Origin of the sequence: Lawsonibacter sp. LCP25S3_E2, assembly GCF_052117285.1 — a bacterium.
Taxonomy (GTDB): Bacteria; Bacillota; Clostridia; order Oscillospirales; family Oscillospiraceae; genus Lawsonibacter.
Genome location: NZ_JBQKJL010000001.1, coordinates 40287 through 58145, shown reverse-complemented (window position 1 = coordinate 58145; position 17859 = coordinate 40287). Strand labels below are relative to the sequence as shown.

The 17859-nt window shown below is 59.5% G+C and carries 18 protein-coding genes and 1 pseudogene; 11 read left to right on the top strand and 8 right to left on the bottom strand.

Going from position 1 to position 17859, the window contains the following annotated elements; genetic code table 11:
- Positions 1-7 precede the first annotated feature (7 nt).
- The 5 genes from ACTQ3R_RS00305 to ACTQ3R_RS00285 are packed head-to-tail and all read left to right on the top strand — an operon-like array spanning position 8 to position 3152.
- A complete protein-coding gene (locus ACTQ3R_RS00305; protein ID WP_441777683.1) occupies positions 8-985 on the top strand; it encodes a FecCD family ABC transporter permease in 978 nt (325 codons plus the stop codon).
- Positions 982-1764: an ABC transporter ATP-binding protein gene (locus ACTQ3R_RS00300; protein WP_441777684.1), complete on the top strand. Its 783-nt coding sequence runs from the start codon at positions 982-984 to the stop codon at positions 1762-1764. The genes ACTQ3R_RS00305 and ACTQ3R_RS00300 overlap by 4 nt, the downstream gene beginning before the upstream one ends.
- The gene (locus ACTQ3R_RS00295; protein ID WP_441777685.1) at positions 1761-2174 is read left to right on the top strand and encodes a winged helix-turn-helix domain-containing protein; all 414 of its coding nucleotides are present in this window, start codon (positions 1761-1763) and stop codon (positions 2172-2174) included. The genes ACTQ3R_RS00300 and ACTQ3R_RS00295 overlap by 4 nt, the downstream gene beginning before the upstream one ends.
- Positions 2175-2199: 25 nt before the next feature.
- On the top strand, positions 2200-2559 hold the full coding sequence (locus ACTQ3R_RS00290; RefSeq protein ID WP_441777686.1) for a nucleoside-triphosphatase: 360 nt from the start codon (positions 2200-2202) through the stop codon (positions 2557-2559).
- Positions 2556-3152 carry a nucleotidyltransferase family protein gene (locus tag ACTQ3R_RS00285; RefSeq protein WP_441777687.1) on the top strand — a complete coding sequence of 199 codons (597 nt, stop codon included), beginning with the start codon at positions 2556-2558 and terminating at the stop codon, positions 3150-3152. Before ACTQ3R_RS00290 ends, ACTQ3R_RS00285 begins: the two co-directional genes overlap by 4 nt.
- Positions 3153-3202: 50 nt before the next feature.
- On the opposite strand, the gene ACTQ3R_RS00280 is transcribed toward ACTQ3R_RS00285, so the two are convergent.
- The 6 genes from ACTQ3R_RS00280 to asnB form a co-directional block, all read right to left on the bottom strand.
- The gene (locus ACTQ3R_RS00280; RefSeq protein WP_441777688.1) at positions 3203-3868 is read right to left on the bottom strand and encodes a trimeric intracellular cation channel family protein; all 666 of its coding nucleotides are present in this window, start codon (positions 3866-3868) and stop codon (positions 3203-3205) included.
- A complete protein-coding gene (locus tag ACTQ3R_RS00275; RefSeq protein WP_441777689.1) occupies positions 3858-4472 on the bottom strand; it encodes a 4'-phosphopantetheinyl transferase family protein in 615 nt (204 codons plus the stop codon). The genes ACTQ3R_RS00280 and ACTQ3R_RS00275 overlap by 11 nt, the downstream gene beginning before the upstream one ends.
- A 74-nt stretch (positions 4473-4546) precedes the next feature.
- A complete protein-coding gene (locus tag ACTQ3R_RS00270; protein ID WP_441777690.1) occupies positions 4547-5062 on the bottom strand; it encodes a DUF6512 family protein in 516 nt (171 codons plus the stop codon).
- A 99-nt stretch (positions 5063-5161) separates the two neighbouring features.
- Positions 5162-6775 carry a CTP synthase gene (locus ACTQ3R_RS00265; RefSeq protein WP_441777691.1) on the bottom strand — a complete coding sequence of 538 codons (1614 nt, stop codon included), beginning with the start codon at positions 6773-6775 and terminating at the stop codon, positions 5162-5164.
- A gap of 24 nt (positions 6776-6799) precedes the next feature.
- Complete coding sequence (gene purC, locus ACTQ3R_RS00260; protein ID WP_441777692.1) at positions 6800-7513, bottom strand: phosphoribosylaminoimidazolesuccinocarboxamide synthase; 714 nt, start codon at positions 7511-7513, stop codon at positions 6800-6802.
- A gap of 16 nt (positions 7514-7529) precedes the next feature.
- Positions 7530-9107, bottom strand: a complete 1578-nt coding sequence (gene asnB / locus ACTQ3R_RS00255; RefSeq protein WP_441777693.1) for an asparagine synthase B — start codon at positions 9105-9107, stop codon at positions 7530-7532.
- A 338-nt stretch (positions 9108-9445) separates the two neighbouring features.
- On the opposite strand from asnB, the gene ACTQ3R_RS00250 reads away from it, so the two are divergent.
- Together ACTQ3R_RS00250 and ACTQ3R_RS00245 are read left to right on the top strand one after the other, a co-directional pair.
- Positions 9446-10660, top strand: a complete 1215-nt coding sequence (locus tag ACTQ3R_RS00250) for a glutamine synthetase family protein (protein WP_441777694.1) — start codon at positions 9446-9448, stop codon at positions 10658-10660.
- Between the two features lie 42 nt (positions 10661-10702).
- Complete coding sequence (locus ACTQ3R_RS00245) at positions 10703-11287, top strand: ANTAR domain-containing response regulator (RefSeq protein WP_441777695.1); 585 nt, start codon at positions 10703-10705, stop codon at positions 11285-11287.
- Between the two features lie 59 nt (positions 11288-11346).
- Here the strand turns inward: ACTQ3R_RS00245 and ACTQ3R_RS00240 are convergent, their stop codons facing one another.
- Complete coding sequence (locus tag ACTQ3R_RS00240; protein ID WP_441777696.1) at positions 11347-12675, bottom strand: acetyl-CoA hydrolase/transferase family protein; 1329 nt, start codon at positions 12673-12675, stop codon at positions 11347-11349.
- Between the two features lie 275 nt (positions 12676-12950).
- Here ACTQ3R_RS00240 and ACTQ3R_RS00235 point away from each other — a divergent pair, with 275 nt between their 5' ends.
- Entirely contained in the window at positions 12951-13769 is an 819-nt protein-coding gene (locus ACTQ3R_RS00235) for a histidinol-phosphatase (protein ID WP_441777697.1), read from the top strand.
- A gap of 47 nt (positions 13770-13816) precedes the next feature.
- On the opposite strand, the gene ACTQ3R_RS00230 is transcribed toward ACTQ3R_RS00235, so the two are convergent.
- The gene (locus tag ACTQ3R_RS00230; protein ID WP_441777698.1) at positions 13817-14593 is read right to left on the bottom strand and encodes a polysaccharide deacetylase family protein; all 777 of its coding nucleotides are present in this window, start codon (positions 14591-14593) and stop codon (positions 13817-13819) included.
- A 238-nt stretch (positions 14594-14831) separates the two neighbouring features.
- Between ACTQ3R_RS00230 and ACTQ3R_RS00225 the strand changes: the two genes are divergently transcribed.
- From ACTQ3R_RS00225 to nrdG, 3 genes and pseudogenes are all read left to right on the top strand, one after another.
- Complete coding sequence (locus ACTQ3R_RS00225) at positions 14832-17108, top strand: anaerobic ribonucleoside triphosphate reductase (protein ID WP_441777699.1); 2277 nt, start codon at positions 14832-14834, stop codon at positions 17106-17108.
- A 57-nt stretch (positions 17109-17165) separates the two neighbouring features.
- A pseudogene (nrdD, locus tag ACTQ3R_RS00220) lies at positions 17166-17307 on the top strand (anaerobic ribonucleoside-triphosphate reductase); the annotation flags it as partial.
- Positions 17288-17812: an anaerobic ribonucleoside-triphosphate reductase activating protein gene (gene nrdG / locus ACTQ3R_RS00215; RefSeq protein WP_441777700.1), complete on the top strand. Its 525-nt coding sequence runs from the start codon at positions 17288-17290 to the stop codon at positions 17810-17812. The pseudogene nrdD and the gene nrdG, both read left to right, overlap by 20 nt.
- Positions 17813-17859 lie beyond the last annotated feature (47 nt).

The window sequence follows — 17859 nt, the reverse complement described above, 5'->3', positions numbered from 1 at the left end:
GGTTCCCATGAGAGAGGAAAGGCGGGGCAGGGTGTGCTTCCTGGCGGCCCTGGTCCTGTTGGTGGGGGCGGCGGCCCTGTCTTTGCTGGTGGGGCGGTATCCCATTACCTGGCAGGGGCTGTGGAGTGACCCCTATGTGGCCCATGTCTTTTTCACCCTGCGTCTGGGGCGTACCTGCATGGTGCTGCTGGCCGGATTTGCCCTGGGGGTGGCGGGCAGCGTCTATCAGACGGTGTTCCGCAATCCCCTGGCCGCTCCGGATATCATCGGGGTGGCCTCGGGCGCTTCGGCAGGGGCGGCGGCAGGAATCCTTTTCTTTGGCGGCGGCAGTGTGCTCACTGCCCTGTGGGCCTTTGGCGGGGGATTTGCGGCGGTGCTGGCCGCCCTGGCCCTGTCCGCCCTGAGCCGGGAGCGGGGGATCGCCAATCTGGTGCTCTCGGGCATTGTGGTCAATGCTCTGGCCCAGGCGGTGCTGATGCTCATGAAGCTGACCGCCGACCCGGAGAAGGAGCTGGCCTCCATCGAATTTTGGATCATGGGCAGCTTTGCCGATGTGACCATGGACAAGACGCTGGGGGCAGCTCCCTGGATTCTGATTGGTCTTGCAGGAATGTTTTTGCTGCGCCGGCAGATCCTGCTGCTGGGTTTGGAGGAGGAGGAAGCCCGCACTTTGGGGGTCCCGGTGGGGGCAGTGCGCACGGGAGTGCTGCTGCTGGCCACCTTGGTGACGGGGGCGGTGATCAGCGTCACGGGACTTATTTCCTTTGTGGGGCTGCTGGCCCCCCACACCGCCCGGCTGCTGACCCGGAGCAGCCGGTTTTCCACCACGGTACTGTCGGGACTGTGCGGGGGCGTTTTGCTGCTGCTGGCTGATGTGCTGGCCCGGAGTGTGGGCAGCGCGGAAATCCCCATCAGCATCGTTACCTCTCTTCTGGGGGCGCCCTTCCTCTTTTGGATGATGTGCAGAGGGAGGGGAGCGCTGTGAAGGAACGTTTGCGGGTGGAACATCTCTGTGCCGGATATGACCGGGGGGATGTGATCCATAATATCAGCTTTTCCCTGTTCGGTGGAGAGCTGTGCGCTCTTCTAGGTGGAAACGGCTCGGGAAAAACCACGCTGCTGCGGACCATATGCACCCTGCTGCCCGGCCGGGGAGAGCTGACCCTGGCTGGGCAGCCCATAAGGACCTTCAGCCGCCGGGAACGGGCCCGGCGTATGGGCTATCTGGCCCAGGGAGGGCATATGGTCCTGTCCCTGGCTGTGCTGGATGTGGTGCTTATGGGACTAAACCCGGAGCTGGGGCTGTTGGAAAGCCCAGGCCCGGCTCACCGCCGCCGGGCCGTGGAGGCGCTGGAGCGGGTGGGAATTGCCCATCTGGCTCCGTTGCCCTTCCAGAGCCTGAGCCAGGGGCAGAAGCAGCTGTGCCTCTTTGCCCGGACCCTGGTGTGCCAGCCGGAGCTGTTGGTGCTGGATGAGCCGGACAGCGCCCTGGATTTTCCAAACCGGAGCCGCATGATGCGACTGTTGAAGGCGTATCTGCAGGAAAAGGAACGGGCGGCGCTTTTGTGCAGCCATGATGTAAACTCCGCTCTGGCCCACGCCGACCGGCTGCTGCTGATGAAAGACGGGACGCTGCTTTGCGATCTGCGCCCGGAGAAGCTCCGCCGGGAGGAACTGGAGCGGGCGCTGCGGGAGGTATACGGCCCGGTAGAGGTACTGTGCCACAAGGGACGCTTTGTGATGATCGGAGGGGAGGAGCTATGAAGCTGAGACTGACGGTCAGCTTTCAGGATGAGGCGGGGGAGCGCTTTTTTGGCGAGGGGCCCTACCGCCTTTTGCTGGGGGTAGAGGAGAAGCACAGCCTGCGTGCCGCCGCCCAGGGGATGGGGATGGCTTACACCAAAGCCTTCCGCATCATCAAAAATGCCGAGCAGCACCTGGGCTTTTCTCTGCTGGAGCGAGCAGTGGGTGGAAAAGGAGGCGGGGGCAGTACCCTGACCCCGGAGGGAAAGGAGCTTTTGAAGCGCTATGGAGCATACCGGTTATCCTGCGATCAAATGGCTGAGCGCCTATACCAGGAGCATTTTTCAAACTTCCTCCCGGCGGCATCTTCTGATTACCGGCGGGAAGGGCCGGGGGAAGACCACTCTGCTGGAGGCACTGCTGGCGGGTGAGAAAATACCCGGATTGCGCAGCGGCGTGGAACGGGGAGGGGACGGCCTCCCCACGCTGGTGTGGCTGGAGGAGCGCGGCGGCTCAGCGCGGTGTGTCATCGGCCGGCGAGGGCAAGCTTCCATGGAGCCGGTGCCGGGAGTGCTGGATACAGAGGGATCAGAGCTCGTCCGGAGGGTGCTGGCCGCGCCGGGAGAGTGGGCTGCGGTGGACGAGATCGGCTTTTTGGAGCAGTCCAGCCCCGCCTATCAGCAGGCACTGTGGAACTTGTTGGAACACAAACGGATGTTGGCCGTTCTGCGCAAGGAGGACCTCCCCTTTTTAAACCGCCTGCGGGAACGGGCGGACTGCTTTGTACTGGATTTGGACGAGGTGTGTGGGCCATGAAGCTGGGATGTGTGGTGCTGGCCGCAGGACAGGGAAGGCGGTTTGGTGACAATAAGCTGCTGCAGATGCTGGCCGGCCAGCCGGTGCTGGGCCATGTGCTCTCAGCCCTGCCCCGAGAGCGGTTTGAGCGGATCGTGGTGGTGGCATCCACCCAGGGAGTGGAGACACTGTGCAGCCAGCAGGGCCTTGCCTGCCTGCGCTATCCCGGCGGCCCCCAGAGTGAGAGCATTCGAAGGGGAGCCGCGGCTATGGAGGGGATGGACGGATGCCTGTTTGTCATGGGGGACCAGCCCCTGTGTGCCAGGGAGAGCATGGAGAACATGGTGGATGCGTTTCTGGCCCAGCCGGAGGCGGTGATCCGTCTGGCCTGGGGGGAGACCCCGTGCAGCCCGGTGCTGTTCCCCCAAAAGTATTTCCAAAAATTCCAAAGCCTCACGGGAGAACAGGGAGGAATGTCCGTGCTAAAGGGGCTGGATGTGCCGATCCGTTTGATCCAGGCAAAGGAGGAGGCAGAGCTCTGGGATGTAGATACAAGAGCGGAGCTGGAGAAACTAGAGGCGCAGCTGGTCAAGCGGCGCTTGGCCCAACCATAAAAAAGCGGTTCCCCGCTGAAGGGGAACCGCTTTTTTATGTATCAGTGGATTTAAAGGGAGTGCTCATCCCGTTGAATGGGAATGCGGGGAAGAGTCCAGCGGTAGTGACTGGCCAGAACCCGGAGAATGACCACCAGCAGCGTGCTCATAAAAATAGAGATGGCAGGGGCATAGAGCTGCAGCAGGTAGTAGCACAGCGCGCCGGCCAGGGATGCCAGGGCGTAGATATGCTTGCGCAGAACGGCGGGAGTGGAGCGGCTGAGCACGTCCCGGAGCATGCCGCCCCCCACGCCGGTGGTGAGCCCCAGAAAGACACAGAAAAAGGCGTTCTCTCCAAAACCGGCGTCGATGGTGTTCTGCACACCAATGACCGAGAAGATGCCAAGACCCGCCGCGTCAAAGATATTGAGGGCGGTATCGTTGATAAACGGAATGGATTTTCCCCGGCGGGCCCTCCAGTGGGCGATGACAAAGACCACCAGGGCGGTGAGTACGGCGAACAGCAGATAGACATAGTTGAGAAAGGCCTGGGGCGGGATCTGCCCCAAGAGCAGGTCCCGGATAATGCCGCCGCCGATGGCGGTAACGGCCCCCAGGAATACCACGCCGAACAGGTCCAGGTTGCGCTCAATGGCCAGCATGGCTCCGGAGATGGAGAAGGCTATGGTACCCACGATCTCAGTGAGAAAGGATAGACTATGTAAATCAAAGCTCATGACTGCTCGCATCCTTTTTTGCTTCATCAGTACATGCCCAAACCGCGCAGACGGAGGGCGCTTGAGAAAGGTCCCGCCAACGGATTTTGACCGGCGCGGAGGTTGTCCCACACACGGCGCCTACCCAGTCAGGGCCAAAGAAAAGCTGGAAGCAGAGACCCTGGTGGACATAGAAAAGTTCTCCCGGATGGGGAAGCGGGACGGAGATGGCGGCAATGGAGCCGCGCAGACCCTGGCCGCTCTGCTTAGAGCGGCTCTCCTTCAGGGCCCACAGAGTGGTGAAGCTCTGCCAAAAGTCGCTCTGCCGTTCCAGCCAGGCCAGCTCCTCCGGAGCACACACGCGCCTGGGCAGAGAGGGCCGCCAGGACTTGACCAGCTGAATGTCCACCCCCACAGGGGCGCTGTCCAGGGCGCACAGGGCCAGCGTGCCGCTGTGGCTGAGGTTGAATTCCCGGCCCGGAAGGTGGGAAAAGGCCGGTTTTCCCAGCGGAGTGCGCACCAACTGAGGCAGGGGGGACAGGCCCCAGTGCTCTTTGGCGGCTATGGCCAGCAGGCCATAGGCCTGGGCGCGCGTTTCCAGGCCGTCCACTCCGTATAAAACCACAGCGCTCCCCCCCGCCTGATGTTTTTCTCATTATAACAGACGGAGGGGAGCGCTGGCTAGAGCCAAATCAAATTTTAGCAGGGAAGAGGGAACCAGGCCCCTGCCGCAGAGAGGTCTGCAAAAAGAATATGGTGGGGGGGATAGAGGGTAAAGACCACTACCATGCCCAAAAGCATCAGGGTGAGCAGCACACTGAGTACCTTGCGCCGGGTGGAAAAGGGCTGGGAAAAGGTTGTGGGCAGCCAGAAGCCCAGAGCCATGACCGCGATGTAGATGGCAATGTCCACCCACATGGCCTCGCCCCCCAGGCAGATGTGGTAGAGATAGCCCATGGCCAGCATGGCGGCACAGATCATGGGTGCAGTCAGCAGCCAGGGGTAAATCCCGCCGGGGCGGCCCCGGTTGAGCAGCACCGCGGCGGCCAGGTAGGGCCAGAAGACAATTTTGACATGTTCCCACAGGCTCTCATTCACCGGAGAAACGAGAGCCGTAATGGCGCAGGGCACCCAGGAGTAGAGAAAATGGAGCAGGGTTCCGGCCAAAATGGCGGCCAGACAAGTGAGGATCAACGAGCGTTTCCCATAATACATGACACACACCACCTTGCTCTACTGTATGCCGGGCTGGGGGAAGTTATGCCAACGAAGCGCAGAAAAGCGGGCCCCGGAGGATGTCCGGGGCCCGCTGTTTTATTGCGTTGAGGCCTGGTAGGCCTTGGCGGCGGCAAGAAAGGCACCGAAGAGAGGATGAGCCCGGTTGGGGCGGCTTTTCAGCTCCGGGTGGAACTGTACCCCCACAAACCAGGGGTGGTCAGGCAGCTCCACCATCTCCACCAGCCGTCCGTCGGGGGACAGACCGGACAGCCGAAGCCCTGCCTGCGTAAGAAGGTCCCGGTATTGGTTGTTGAACTCGTAGCGGTGGCGGTGGCGCTCCTGAATCTCCTCCGTCCCGTAGGCATGGAAGGCAAAGGTATCCGTTCCGGTGATATGACAGGGATAGGCACCCAGGCGCATGGTGCCGCCCTTTGCGGTGATCCCCCGCTGGTCGGGCATAAGGTCGATGACCGGATGGGGGGTGTCGGGAGCCAGCTCGCTGGAGTGGGCCCCCGCCAGATGGCACACATGGCGGGCAAATTCCACCACGGCCATCTGCATTCCCAGACAGATGCCCAAGAAGGGAATGCTGCATTCCCGTGCATAGCGGATGGCGGATATTTTCCCCTCGATTCCTCGGCTGCCAAAGCCTCCGGGAACCAGGATGCCGCTGACACCGGCGAGAAGCCGGGCGGCGTTTTCGTCGGTAAGCTCCTCGCTGCTGAGCCAGCGGATGTTGACCTGCACTCCGTTTTCGATGCCAGCGTGGGCCAGGGCCTCCACCACCGACAGGTAGGCGTCGTGGAGGGAGACATACTTGCCCACCAGAGCGATCTCCACCTGTCCGGCGGGATGTTTGGCCCGGTGGACCATGGTGGCCCACTCGGTGAGGTCGGGGGCATAGCAGACGAGCCCCAGCCGCCGCACCACCACATCGGCTAGCCCCTCCCGCTCCAACATGAGAGGGACTTCGTAGAGAATGGGAGCGGTGAGATTGGGAATCACGTGGTCGGCAGGGATGTTGCAGAACAGGGAGATTTTTTCCCGCATCTCCTGGGAAATAGGATAGTCGCTGCGGCAGATGATCACGTCGGGCTGGATGCCCAGAGCGAGCAGCTCCTTGACGGAGTGCTGGGTGGGCTTGCTCTTCAGTTCCCCGGTGCCGGGGATGGAGACAATGAGGGAGACGTGGAGGAACATCACATTCTGCCGCCCCCGCTGGGCGGCCACCTGGCGGATGGATTCCAGGAAGGGCTGGCTTTCGATATCGCCTACGGTGCCGCCGATCTCCACAATGGCCACATCGGTGTCCGGCGTGTCCAGGGCATAGATGTTGGCTTTGATCTCGTCGGTGACGTGGGGGATGATCTGGACCGTGCCCCCCAGATAGTCCCCCGCCCGCTCGCGGCTGAGCACATCCCAGTAGATCTTGCCCGAGGAGACGGAGCTGTGGCAGGTGAGATTTTCGTCAATGAAGCGCTCATAGTGGCCCAGGTCCAGGTCGGTTTCTGCCCCGTCGTCGGTGACAAAGACCTCGCCGTGCTGATAGGGGCTCATGGTGCCTGGGTCCACGTTGAGATAGGGGTCCAGTTTCTGCACCTTCACCCGCAGTCCCCGCTGTTTGAGAAGCCGCCCCAGGGAAGCGGCGGTGATTCCCTTACCCAGACCGGATACCACACCGCCGGTGACAAAAATATATTTTGCGGCCATAGACCTTACTTCCCCTTTCCGGCGTCAGCGGTGCTCCAGCAGGCGGCGCATCACCTGCTGATAGGCGTCCTCCACTCCGCCCAAATCCCGGCGGAAGCGGTCCTTATCCAGCTTTTCATGGGTTTTGGCGTCCCAAAGGCGGCAGGTATCGGGGCTGATCTCATCGGCCAGCACTACAGTGCCGTCAGCCAGACGGCCGAATTCCAGCTTAAAATCCACCAGAATGACGCCGCACTCCGCCCACAGGCCCTTCAAAAAGTCGTTGACGGCAAAGGAATAGCGGCGGATGGTGTCCAGCTCCTCCGGTGTGGCCAGCTTTAAGGCGATGGCGTGAGAGCGGTTGATGAGCGGGTCGCCCAGCGCGTCATTCTTATAGGAAAACTCCAGGGTGGGCTGGTCAAAGACCACACCCTCCTCCACCCCGTAGCGCTTGGAGAAGGAGCCGGCGGCAAGGTTGCGCACAATGACCTCCAGGGGAATGATGGACACCCGCTTGACCAGGGTTTCCCGAGAGCTGAGCTCCCGAATCAGGTGGGTGGGGACTCCGACTTGCTCCAGACGCTTCATAAGCAGGTTGGTCATCTGGTTATTGATGACGCCCTTGCCGCCGATGGTCCCTTTCTTCAGACCGTTAAAGGCGGTAGCGTCGTCCTTGTAAGAGACGATGAGCTGCTCAGGGTCCTCGGTTTCGTAGACCTTTTTGGCCTTCCCTTCGTATAAAAGCTTGTTGTGTTCCATTTCGATGACTCCTTCCTTATATGCCGCTGGCGCCGTAGTTGGCCAGTACCCGTGCAGAGGGGTCGTTGACGTCACAGCCTGCCCAGCTTTTGTTGGGCATCCAGAAGTCGGTGACCATTTGGCTCTGGCCGGGGTAGTAGCGTTCAAATATCTCCCGATAGAGAAGAGATTCCTTGGTAAAGGGCTGGGCGTGGGTGTACTTGCGGCGCAGGGCCTCAAATTCCGCATCGGTGTAGTGTTCCTCGGCGTACTCTTTCAGGTCGTCCACCAGGGAGTGGCCCACCGCGTCGGAGAAGGCGGCCTTCTCCCGCCAGAGGATGGCTTGGGGGAGGTAGTCCCCCTCAAAGGCCCGGCGCAGGAGATATTTGCCCTTGCCGTAGGTGTTCACCTTCAACGCCGGGTCCAGAGCCATGACGTAGCGGACAAACTCCAGATCGCCGAAGGGAACCCGTGCTTCCAGGGAGTTGACGGAGATGCACCGGTCGGCCCGGAGCACATCGTACATGTGCAGCTCCCGCACCCGCTTTTCCGCCTCCTGCTGGAACGCTTCGGGAGAAGGGGCAAAGTCGGTATATTTATAGCCGAAGAGCTCGTCAGAGATCTCCCCTGTGAGCAGCACCCGGATATCGCTTTGCTGGTGAATGGCCCTGCACAGCAGGTACATGCCCATGCTGGCCCGAATGGTGGTGATGTCGTAGGTACCCAGCACCTCGATGACCGTCTCCAGAGCGGAAAGGACATCCTCCCGTGTGATGATGACCTCGTGGTGGTCGCTGCCCAGGTAGTCGGCTACCTGACGGGCATACTTCAGGTCGATGGCGTCCACATCCATGCCGATGGCATAGGTCTGGATGGGAGCGGCGCTCTTTCGGGCGGCAATGGCGCACACCAGGGAGGAGTCCAGACCGCCGGAGAGGAGAAAGCCCACCTTTGCATCGGCCACCAGGCGCTTTTCCACCCCGGCAATGAGCTTTTCCCGGATGTTCCGGCAGGCGGTGTCCAGGTCATCCCGGCACACCTGCGTGACCTTGGACATGTCCCGGTAGCAGATGAAGGCTCCGTCCTTGTAGTAGTGTCCGGGTGGGAAGGGCATAATTTCCCCCACCAGGCCCAACAGGTTTTTGGGTTCGCTGGCAAAGACAATGGTCCCACGGGTGTCATAGCCGTAGTAGAGAGGACGGATCCCGATGGGGTCCCGAGCGGCGATGAACTCGTCTGTCTGGGCGTCGTAGAGGATACAGGCGAACTCTGCATCCAGCATGGCGAACATGTCCACCCCGTATTCCCGATACAGGGGCAGCAAAATTTCACAGTCGGAGTCACTCTGGAAGGAATACTGGTCGGCCAGGGCGGCCTTGAACTGTTCAAAGCCGTAGATTTCTCCGTTGCACACCACAAAGCTGCCGTTTAACGAGAAAGGCTGCATGCCGGAGGGGGTCAGCCCCATGATGGACAGCCGGTGAAAGCCCAGCACACCGCTGCCGGCTTTGACCACCCGGCTCTGATCAGGGCCCCGTGACAATGTGCGCTGAAAGGCCGCATCAAACGCGGCGGAGTCGATCACCGGGCCACAGTAGCCAATAATGGAACACATGAGCATACACCCTTTCCCTGCGTAAACATAAAAAAGAGGCAAAGACGCCTTCAGAATCCGAATCTGAAAGACGTCTTTGCCTTTACGGGGCGCATTATAAACCGAAAAGAGCCCCTTTGTCAATAGGAACGCGGCCTTTTTTCCAATCCTGTGACGAAACCCAAAGAAAGCGGGCAAATTGGTTCCCAAGCATGGCTGAAATAGACAAAACAAATTTGTTGTGCCCCGAATGGTGGAAAAAGAAAAACCTGCGTGGTATAATTTCCACAAAATTTGTGGAACCGGGCGCGAAAACCGGCGCGGCCCGCAGGACAAGCACAAAGAAAGTGGGTGGACCTATGAAATATACGGCAAACGATGTCATCCAATATGTCAAGGAGGAAGAAATCAAGTTTATCCGTCTGGCCTTTTGCGATGTGTTTGGGCGGCAGAAGAATATCTCCATTGCGGCCACTGAGCTGCAGCGTGCCTTTGAATATGGCATCGCCTTTGATGCCTCGGCCATTGCGGGCTTTGGGGATGAGACCCACTCGGATCTGCTGCTGCAGCCTGACCCGGAGACGCTGATGCTGCTGCCCTGGCGGCCGGAACAGGGACAGGTGGTGCGGATGTTCTGCAAAATCGTCTACCCGGACGGACGGCCCTTTGAATGCGACTGCCGACAGCTGCTGAAGGACACGGTGGCCCAGGCCAAAGAACGAGGACTGGAGTTTCTTTTTGGGGCGGAGCAGGAGTTTTACCTCTTCAAGCTGGATGAGCGGGGAGAGCCCACCCGAGAGCCCTATGACTGGGCCAGCTATATGGATGCGGCCCCCGAGGACAAGGGAGAAGCGATTCGAAGAGAAATCTGCCTGACGCTGGAGCAGATGGGGATCCGGCCGGAGAGCGCCCACCACGAGGAGGGACCGGGACAAAACGAGATCGATTTCCGCTATTCCGACCCCATTACTGCAGCGGACAATGTGATGACCTTCCAGACTATTGTGAAGATGGTGGCCCACCGAAACGGCCTGTACGCCGATTTCAGCCCCAAGCCTCTGGAGGGGAAGCCGGGCAGCGGCTTCCATATTAACCTTTCGGTCCGCGCCCAAGAGGGCAAAGATCACCTGTGGCAGGTGATTGCCGGAGTATTGGACAAGGTGGGGGAGATGACGGTGTTTCTCAACCCCACGGAGAGCTCCTATGCCCGATTTGGCAGCAGCAAGGCCCCCAGCTACATCTCCTGGTCCAAGGAAAACCGGTCCCAGCTGGTGCGGGTGCCGGCAGCGGTGGGGGAATACCGGCGGGCGGAGCTGCGCTCCCCCGATCCCATGGCCAATCCTTATCTGGCCTTTGCCCTGATGATTGAGGCGGGGCTTTATGGAATTCAGCAGGAACTGGTACTGCCCCAGCCCGCGGACCTGAATCTTTACCAGGCCGATGCACAGACCCTGTCGGCCTTCCGCCGGCTGCCGCAAAATCTGGCTGTGGCCCGCAAAGCGGCGGCAGAGAGTGAATTTATCCGCGGCTGCGTCCCGGAGGGGATCCGAAGCTGCTACTGCAAGGGCCTGTAACCATCCGCGCACGGAATACAACGGGAGAGGAGGGGAGAACATATGGCGTTGGAGGAACAGGTGTACAGTGTGCTGCTGGTTTCGGCCTCTGAGCGGTTTAACACCGCCATGAAAGAGATGCTGATGCAGCTGCCCTTTGACCCCGTATGTGTGGCTGGCAGCATCAATGCCGCCGAACGCATGACAGCGGAGCGAAGCTTTGACTGCATTTTGGTCAATTCTCCCCTGCCCGACGACCCAGGCCTGCGGTTTTCCGTAAACAGCTGCGCCAACCGGGAGACGGTGGTGCTGATGCTGGTGCGCAGCGAGCTGCACGACCAGGTCCACGACCGGGTGGCGAAACAGGGCGTATTTACCCTGGCAAAGCCCTCGCCCAGAGGGGCAGTGCTCCAGGCGCTGAGTTGGCTGATCAGCGCACGGGAGCGGCTGAGAAAGGTCAGTGACAAAATTCAGCCTTTAGAAAAGCGCATGGAGGAAATTCAGCTGGTCAACCGGGCGAAGTGGCTGCTGATCAGCCAACTGAACATGAGCGAGCCGGATGCCCACCACTACATTGAGCGACAGGCCATGAACCGGTGCCTGCCCAAAGGAAAAGTGGCCCAGGAGATCATTTCACTCTATTCCTGACCTCAGAAAACGAGGGGAGGACCGAATCGGTCCTCCCCTCGTTGGTTTTGGAAAGAATGTCAGCCCAGCTTCATCTCGTCCCGAGCATACCGCTCCAGCTCCTCCCGGAAATCGGGGTGGGCAATGGAGGCCATGGCCTGGGCCCGCTGGCGCAGAGACAGGCCGGACAGGCACACCACACCGTACTCGGTGGCCACATACTGGACCATGGTCCGGGGGGCAGAAACTACGCTGCCGCCGGAAATGACAGGGACGATGTTGGACTTGCGCACGCCCTCCTTGGTCATCCGGGAGGAGTTGAGGCAAATGAATCCCTTTCCGCCCGGAGAGCGGTAGGCTCCCTCCAGAAAGTCCATCTGGCCGCCGATGCCGGAAAGCTGCCGGTACCCGGCGCTCTCCCCGTTCTCCTGGCCCATCAGGTCCAGCTGTACCCCGCCGTTGATGCTGATGACATTGGACATGGAGCCGATGCGCTGGGGGCAGTGGACATAGTCCAGATCGCCGGGGTGGAAGAGGCCGGGATTGTCCTGAAGCCAGTCGTAAAGTTTTTGGGAGCCCATGGCCAGGTTCCAGGTGCTCAGGCCCCGGTCCAATTCCTTGCGGGCGTTGGTGAGCTTTCCCGCTTCATACATGGCCAGGTAGGCGTCGCTGATGGTGCCCGTGTGGCAGCCCAGGTCCTTCCGGTCGGACTGGGCCAGCAGGTTGGCCACAGTGAAGGGGACACCTCCGACCCCCAGGGACAGCACCGCCCCGTCGGGGATCTCCTCTACCACCCGTCTGGCGATGGCCATATCGGTGGGGGAGGGGTCTTTGTAGCTGCGCACCGGCAGGGGCTCGTGAACTCCCTCCACAATATAGTCCGCCTCGGACAGGTGGACCCGGTGGGAGCCGTTTACCCCCTGGAGGGTGGGGTAGTGCTCGTTGATTTCAAAAATAACCGTACGGGCGTGCTCAAAGATCACACGCCAGGTGTAGTTGGAAATGCCAAGGCCACAGTAGCCCTCGGCATCCGGGCGGGAGACGGGGACAAAGGCCACGTCGGTACGGATCTGCCCCCGGTAGAGGGTGGGCAGCATCCGAAGGGCTACGGGGAGAAACTCCACCAGCCCGCGGGACTGGAGCTTGCGCTCATAGTCGCCGATGTGCCAGCTATAGTAGTGGAAGCTCTCCTGTTCTGGGTCACACTCCACCGCCTCGATGCGGGGACGGATCACCAGACCACCCCGGATCTTTACGTCCTTCAGCCGGCCCTTCTGCCGGGCAAGAGCCTGGTCCAGCAGCTCCGGGAACCCGGCCCCAAAGCCATAGTCGATCCAGTCGCCCGACTGGACGGCCCGCTCCACTGCCTGGTCGGGGGTGAGAAATTTCTGCATGTAGTGTTGGTTCATGGGGACGCCTCCTAAATGGGAAATGGATGGGGACAGACTGTGTGAGAAAAAGCGTATTTTTATCATTATACCGCTGATTGGACCATGGCGCAAAGAAAAAATAAATTCAAATCCAAAGGTTCCGGACCGAAAGGAGGCTATTTACGAAATAACCCATCTCATGTATCATGGAATGGTATGTACGACAAGGGCGGCATCGCGCTGGACCGTGTGACGGAAAAGCTGAGCCGGCGTCACCGCATCGGCCATAAGGGGAGACAGGAGAGGATGACACAATGAGACAGAATCTGCACACCCATACCACCTTTTGTGACGGAAAAAATACTGCGGAGGAGATGATTCTGGCTGCCCTGGAGCAGGGAATGGATTCCCTGGGCTTTTCCGGCCATTCCCCTCTGGTGGGAGAGTGCTGGGCTATGGAAGCGGCGGATGTGCCGCGCTACCGCCGGCAGATCCTGGCCCTGCGGGAACAATATGCCGGAAGGCTGGATGTTTTTCTGGGACTGGAGCAGGATATTCTGTCTCCGCTGCCGGAGGAACCCTACGACTACCTCATCGGTTCGGTCCACATGCTGGAGCGGGAGGGAGAGAGGCTTAGTGTGGATGAGAGTCCGGAGACCTTCCGCCGGGGTACGGAGCAGTGGTTTGGGGGAGATCCTCTGGCCTTTGCGGAGGCTTATTACCGGCAGGTGGGAAGGGTGGCAGAGAAAACCGGCTGTCAGATTGTAGGACATTTTGATTTGATATGTAAGTTTAATGAGGGAAATTGCCTCTTTGACACCGGGCACCCCCGCTACCGCGCGGCGGCTCTGGGGGCCCTGGAGCGGCTGAAGGGACAGAAGGTCATGTTGGAGATCAACACCGGGGCCATATCTCGGGGATACCGCACCGCACCCTACCCGGAGACCTGGATTTTAAAGCGGGCCAGGGAGCTGGACCTGCCCATCTGCATCACCAGCGATGCCCACAGTGTCCGGCATTTACGGTACGCGTTTGACCAGGCGGCTGCGTTGGCGCGAAGCTGCGGCTATCAGGAGGCCATGTATCTCACTTCGACGGGATTTTTGCCTGGTCCGCTGCCGGATGAGGCATAACAAAGAGGGAGCCCCTATGGGGCTCCCTCTTTCTGCGCCGAAAGAAGCTAGGCCGGGCACTGGCGGCCGGTGTGGTCAATGGTATATTCCCCGGAGAGGATCATCTGGGAGATGGGCACAAAGGTATATCCCTCCTGAAGCAGGCACTGGATGATATCCGGCAGGGCCTCGGGGGTGTGGAGGGCGGCATTGTGAAAGAGAACGATGGAGCCGGGCTGCACCTTGCTGGTCACCCGCTTGGTGATCTCCCCGGCGGAAATATCTTTCCAGTCCAGGCTGTCCACGTCCCACTGGATGGGTTCCATACCAATGGAGCGCACCGCGTTGATGGAGCAGTCGTCATAGTCCCCGTAGGGCAGGCGGACCAGGGTGGGACGCACGCCGGTGACCGCTTCGATCTTGTCGTTGCAGGCGTTCAGGTCGTCCACCACCTCCTGGGCGGAGAGCTGGGGGTAGTGGGCGTGGGTGTTGGAGTGGTTCATGACCTCGTGGCCGGCGTCAAAAAGAGCCTTCACGGATTCCGGGTATTTGTCCACCCACTCCCCCACCACAAAGAAGGTGGCGGGTACCTGGTACTGGCCCAGAATGTCAATGAGCTGCTGGGTGTCCTCATTGCCCCAGGCGGCGTCAAAAGAGATGGAAACCAATTTTTGCTCCCGCTGGACACAGTAGATGGGCAGCTGCCGGGTGGTGGCGGAGGCCCCCACGGCGGCGGGATAATTGACCACGTAGAACATCAGACACGCCGCGCACAGACAGGCTGCTCCGGTCCACCAGGCCTTTTTGACACAGAAAAAACGGATGCCTTTTTTCAATCGGAACATGGCTAGCAACTCCCGTTATGTAAGATATTCCATCTATATGTGCCGCCGGACGGGAACATACGGAGATTTTTCGACCATTTAATCCGATCGGGGCAGAAAAAAACGGCATGGAAAGCTTCCATTGTTTGCCTTGACAAACAAGATGTTTGGAGCTATAACTATATATAGTCACGCATGAAAAAATACGACACAAGATATTGCAGTTTTCTGCGAGGTGTAGTCGAGAAGGGGTAGCGGCATGAAGCAGATCCGTAAGAGAAATGGGGAATTGGTTCCCTTTGATGAATCCAAGATCTATAACGCCATTTATGCGGCCAACAAGGCGGTCAAGGACGAGCCTATGGTCAGCATTGACTTTGAGTACCTGACCAAAAAGGTGTGCGCCGCCATTCCCGACGATGACTGCACTGTGGAGCGGGTACAAGATATTGTAGAGTCTATGCTGATCCGCTATGATTATGAGAAGACCGCAAAGGCATATATCCTCTACCGGGCGGAGCATGCCAAGATCCGCGAGGCAGAGTCTGACCTTATGCACATCTACAATGAGCTGACTTATTCCGAGTCTAAGGATGCGGATCTGAAGCGGGAGAACGCCAATATTGACGGTGACACCGCCATGGGCACCATGCTGAAGTATGGCTCCGAAGGTGCGAAGTACTATGTGGACAACTATATCCTTCCAAAGGATATTGCCAAGGCCCACATCAACGGAGACATCCACATCCACGACAAGGACTTTTACATGCTCACCGAGACCTGCTGCCAGATCGACCTCATCAAGCTGTTTGAAAACGGCTTTTGCACCGGGCATGGCTATCTGCGTACCCCCCAGTCCATAATGAGCTACGCTTCCCTGGCCTGTATTGCCATTCAGGCCAACCAGAATGAGATGCACGGCGGACAGAGCGTGCCCAACTTTGACTATGCCATGGCTCCAGGTGTGGCCAAGACCTTTGTCAAGGAGTACTTTGATGCTCTGGCCCAGATCATCGCCCTGAAGCAGAGACTTCCCTATGATGAGGCGATGGACATGGCCAAGAAGATCGCCAAAGAGGTTCCCAACCCCACCATCAGCAACGCCGCCAACTATGCCCAGGAGCTGGAGAAGTGGTATGATGAGGCGCTGGATCACTACGGGGCGGACAAGGAGGTCCTGCTCTCCGGCCACAAGAATGCCGCCAAGACCGCCTACATCAAAACTGACAAGGCCACCTATCAGGCCATGGAGGCACTGGTCCACAACCTGAACACCATGAATTCCCGTGCGGGGGCACAGGTGCCCTTCAGCTCGGTGAACTACGGCACCGACACCTCCGCCGAGGGGCGGATGGTGGTGCGCAATCTCCTGCTGGCCACCGACGCGGGCATGGGCAACGGCGAGACGCCTATTTTCCCGGTGCAGATCTTCAAGGTCAAGGAGGGGCTCAACTACAATTCCGGTGACCCCAACTATGACTTGTTTAAGCTGGCTATCCGCACCAGTGCCAAGCGCCTGTTCCCCAACTTCAGCTTTATCGACGCCCCCTTTAACCTCCCCTTCTATAAGCCCGGTGATTACAACACTGAGGTGGCCTATATGGGCTGCCGGACCCGTGTGATGGCCAACCACCATGACCCCTCCAAGGCAGTCACCTGCGGCCGGGGCAACCTGAGCTTTACCTCCATCAACCTGCCCCGCCTGGGTATTGAGGCCCACCGGGACCTGGAGGTCTTTTATAAGAAGCTGGATGAGATGATGGAGCTGGTTTCCCGGCAGCTGCTCCACCGCTTTAAGATCCAGTGCTCCAAAAAGGGGAAAAATTATCCCTTCCTTATGGGACAAGGAGTCTGGATCGATTCGGACAAAATCGGGCCCGAGGACAGTGTGGCTGAGGTTCTGAAGCACGGGACGCTGAGCATTGGCTTCATCGGCCTGGCTGAGACCCTGAAAACCCTTACCGGCAAGCACCACGGCGAGAGCGAGGCCTCCCGGAAGCTGGGACTGGAGATCATCACCCACATGCGGGAGTTCTGCGACAAAAAGTCCGAGGAGACAGGACTGAACTTTACCCTCCTGGCGACCCCCGCCGAGGGCCTGAGCGGCCGGTTTGTCCGCATTGATAAGAAGAAGTACGGCATCATCCCTGGGGTCACGGACCGGGACTACTACACCAATTCCTTCCACGTGCCCGTCTACTACCCCATCAGCGCCTTTGCCAAGATCGAGATCGAGGCCCCCTACCACGCGTTGACCAACGCCGGTCACATCAGCTATGTGGAGCTGGATGGGGATACCTGCAAGAATCCCCAGGCTTTTGAGGAGATCATCCGCTGCATGAAGGAAAACGGCATTGGCTATGGCTCAGTGAACCACCCGGTAGACCGGGATCCGGTGTGCGGCTATACCGGCGTCATTGATGACGTGTGCCCCCGGTGCGGACGGCGGGCGGGAGAGCCTGTGAGCATTGAACGGCTCAATGAGCTGAGAAAGAAATATCCCAATATGCCGGTCCCCTGCGACTGCAACCACTAAGGAAAAGGAGAAATGAGCGATGAATACACAAGTGAAGAATATCAACGGAAAAGTGGGCGAAGGTATGGACTTTGAGCGCATCCGCCGGATCACTGGCTATCTGGTGGGAACACTGGACCGTTTTAACGATGCCAAGCGCGCCGAGGTGGAGGACCGTGTGAAGCACGGACTGAGCAAAAATGGCACCCTTACCCACTGACAGACTGCGTCTTTGCGGCACGGAGCCGGAGTCCATCGTGGATGGCCCCGGCTTCCGCTTTGTGGTGTTTACCCAGGGCTGCCCCCACCACTGCCCCGGCTGCCATAACCCCCAGTCCCACCCCTTTGAGGGAGGCTATGAGGTGAGTGTGGATGAGCTTTTCCAGGCGGTGAAAGAGAACCCCCATCTGGCGGGGGTGACCTTCTCCGGCGGAGAGCCCTTCTGCCAGCCGGGGGCCCTGGCGGAGCTGGGCCGGAAGGTCAAGTCCCTGGGGAAAACGGTGATGACCTACACCGGCTATACTTTGGAACAGCTTCAGGAGATGGAGGACCCCCAGGTGAAGGAGCTGCTGGAAGTGTCCGACGTTCTGGTGGACGGCCGGTATGAGGAGAGCTTGCGGGACCTGACCCTTCTCTTCCGGGGCAGCGAGAACCAGCGGGTCATCGACCTGAACAAGACCCGTGAAGCGGGAGAAATCATATTGCTTGATCTGGAATATCTTTAAAAAATGCCCCCGGAACCAAGTTGGTTCCGGGGGCATTTTTATGGCAG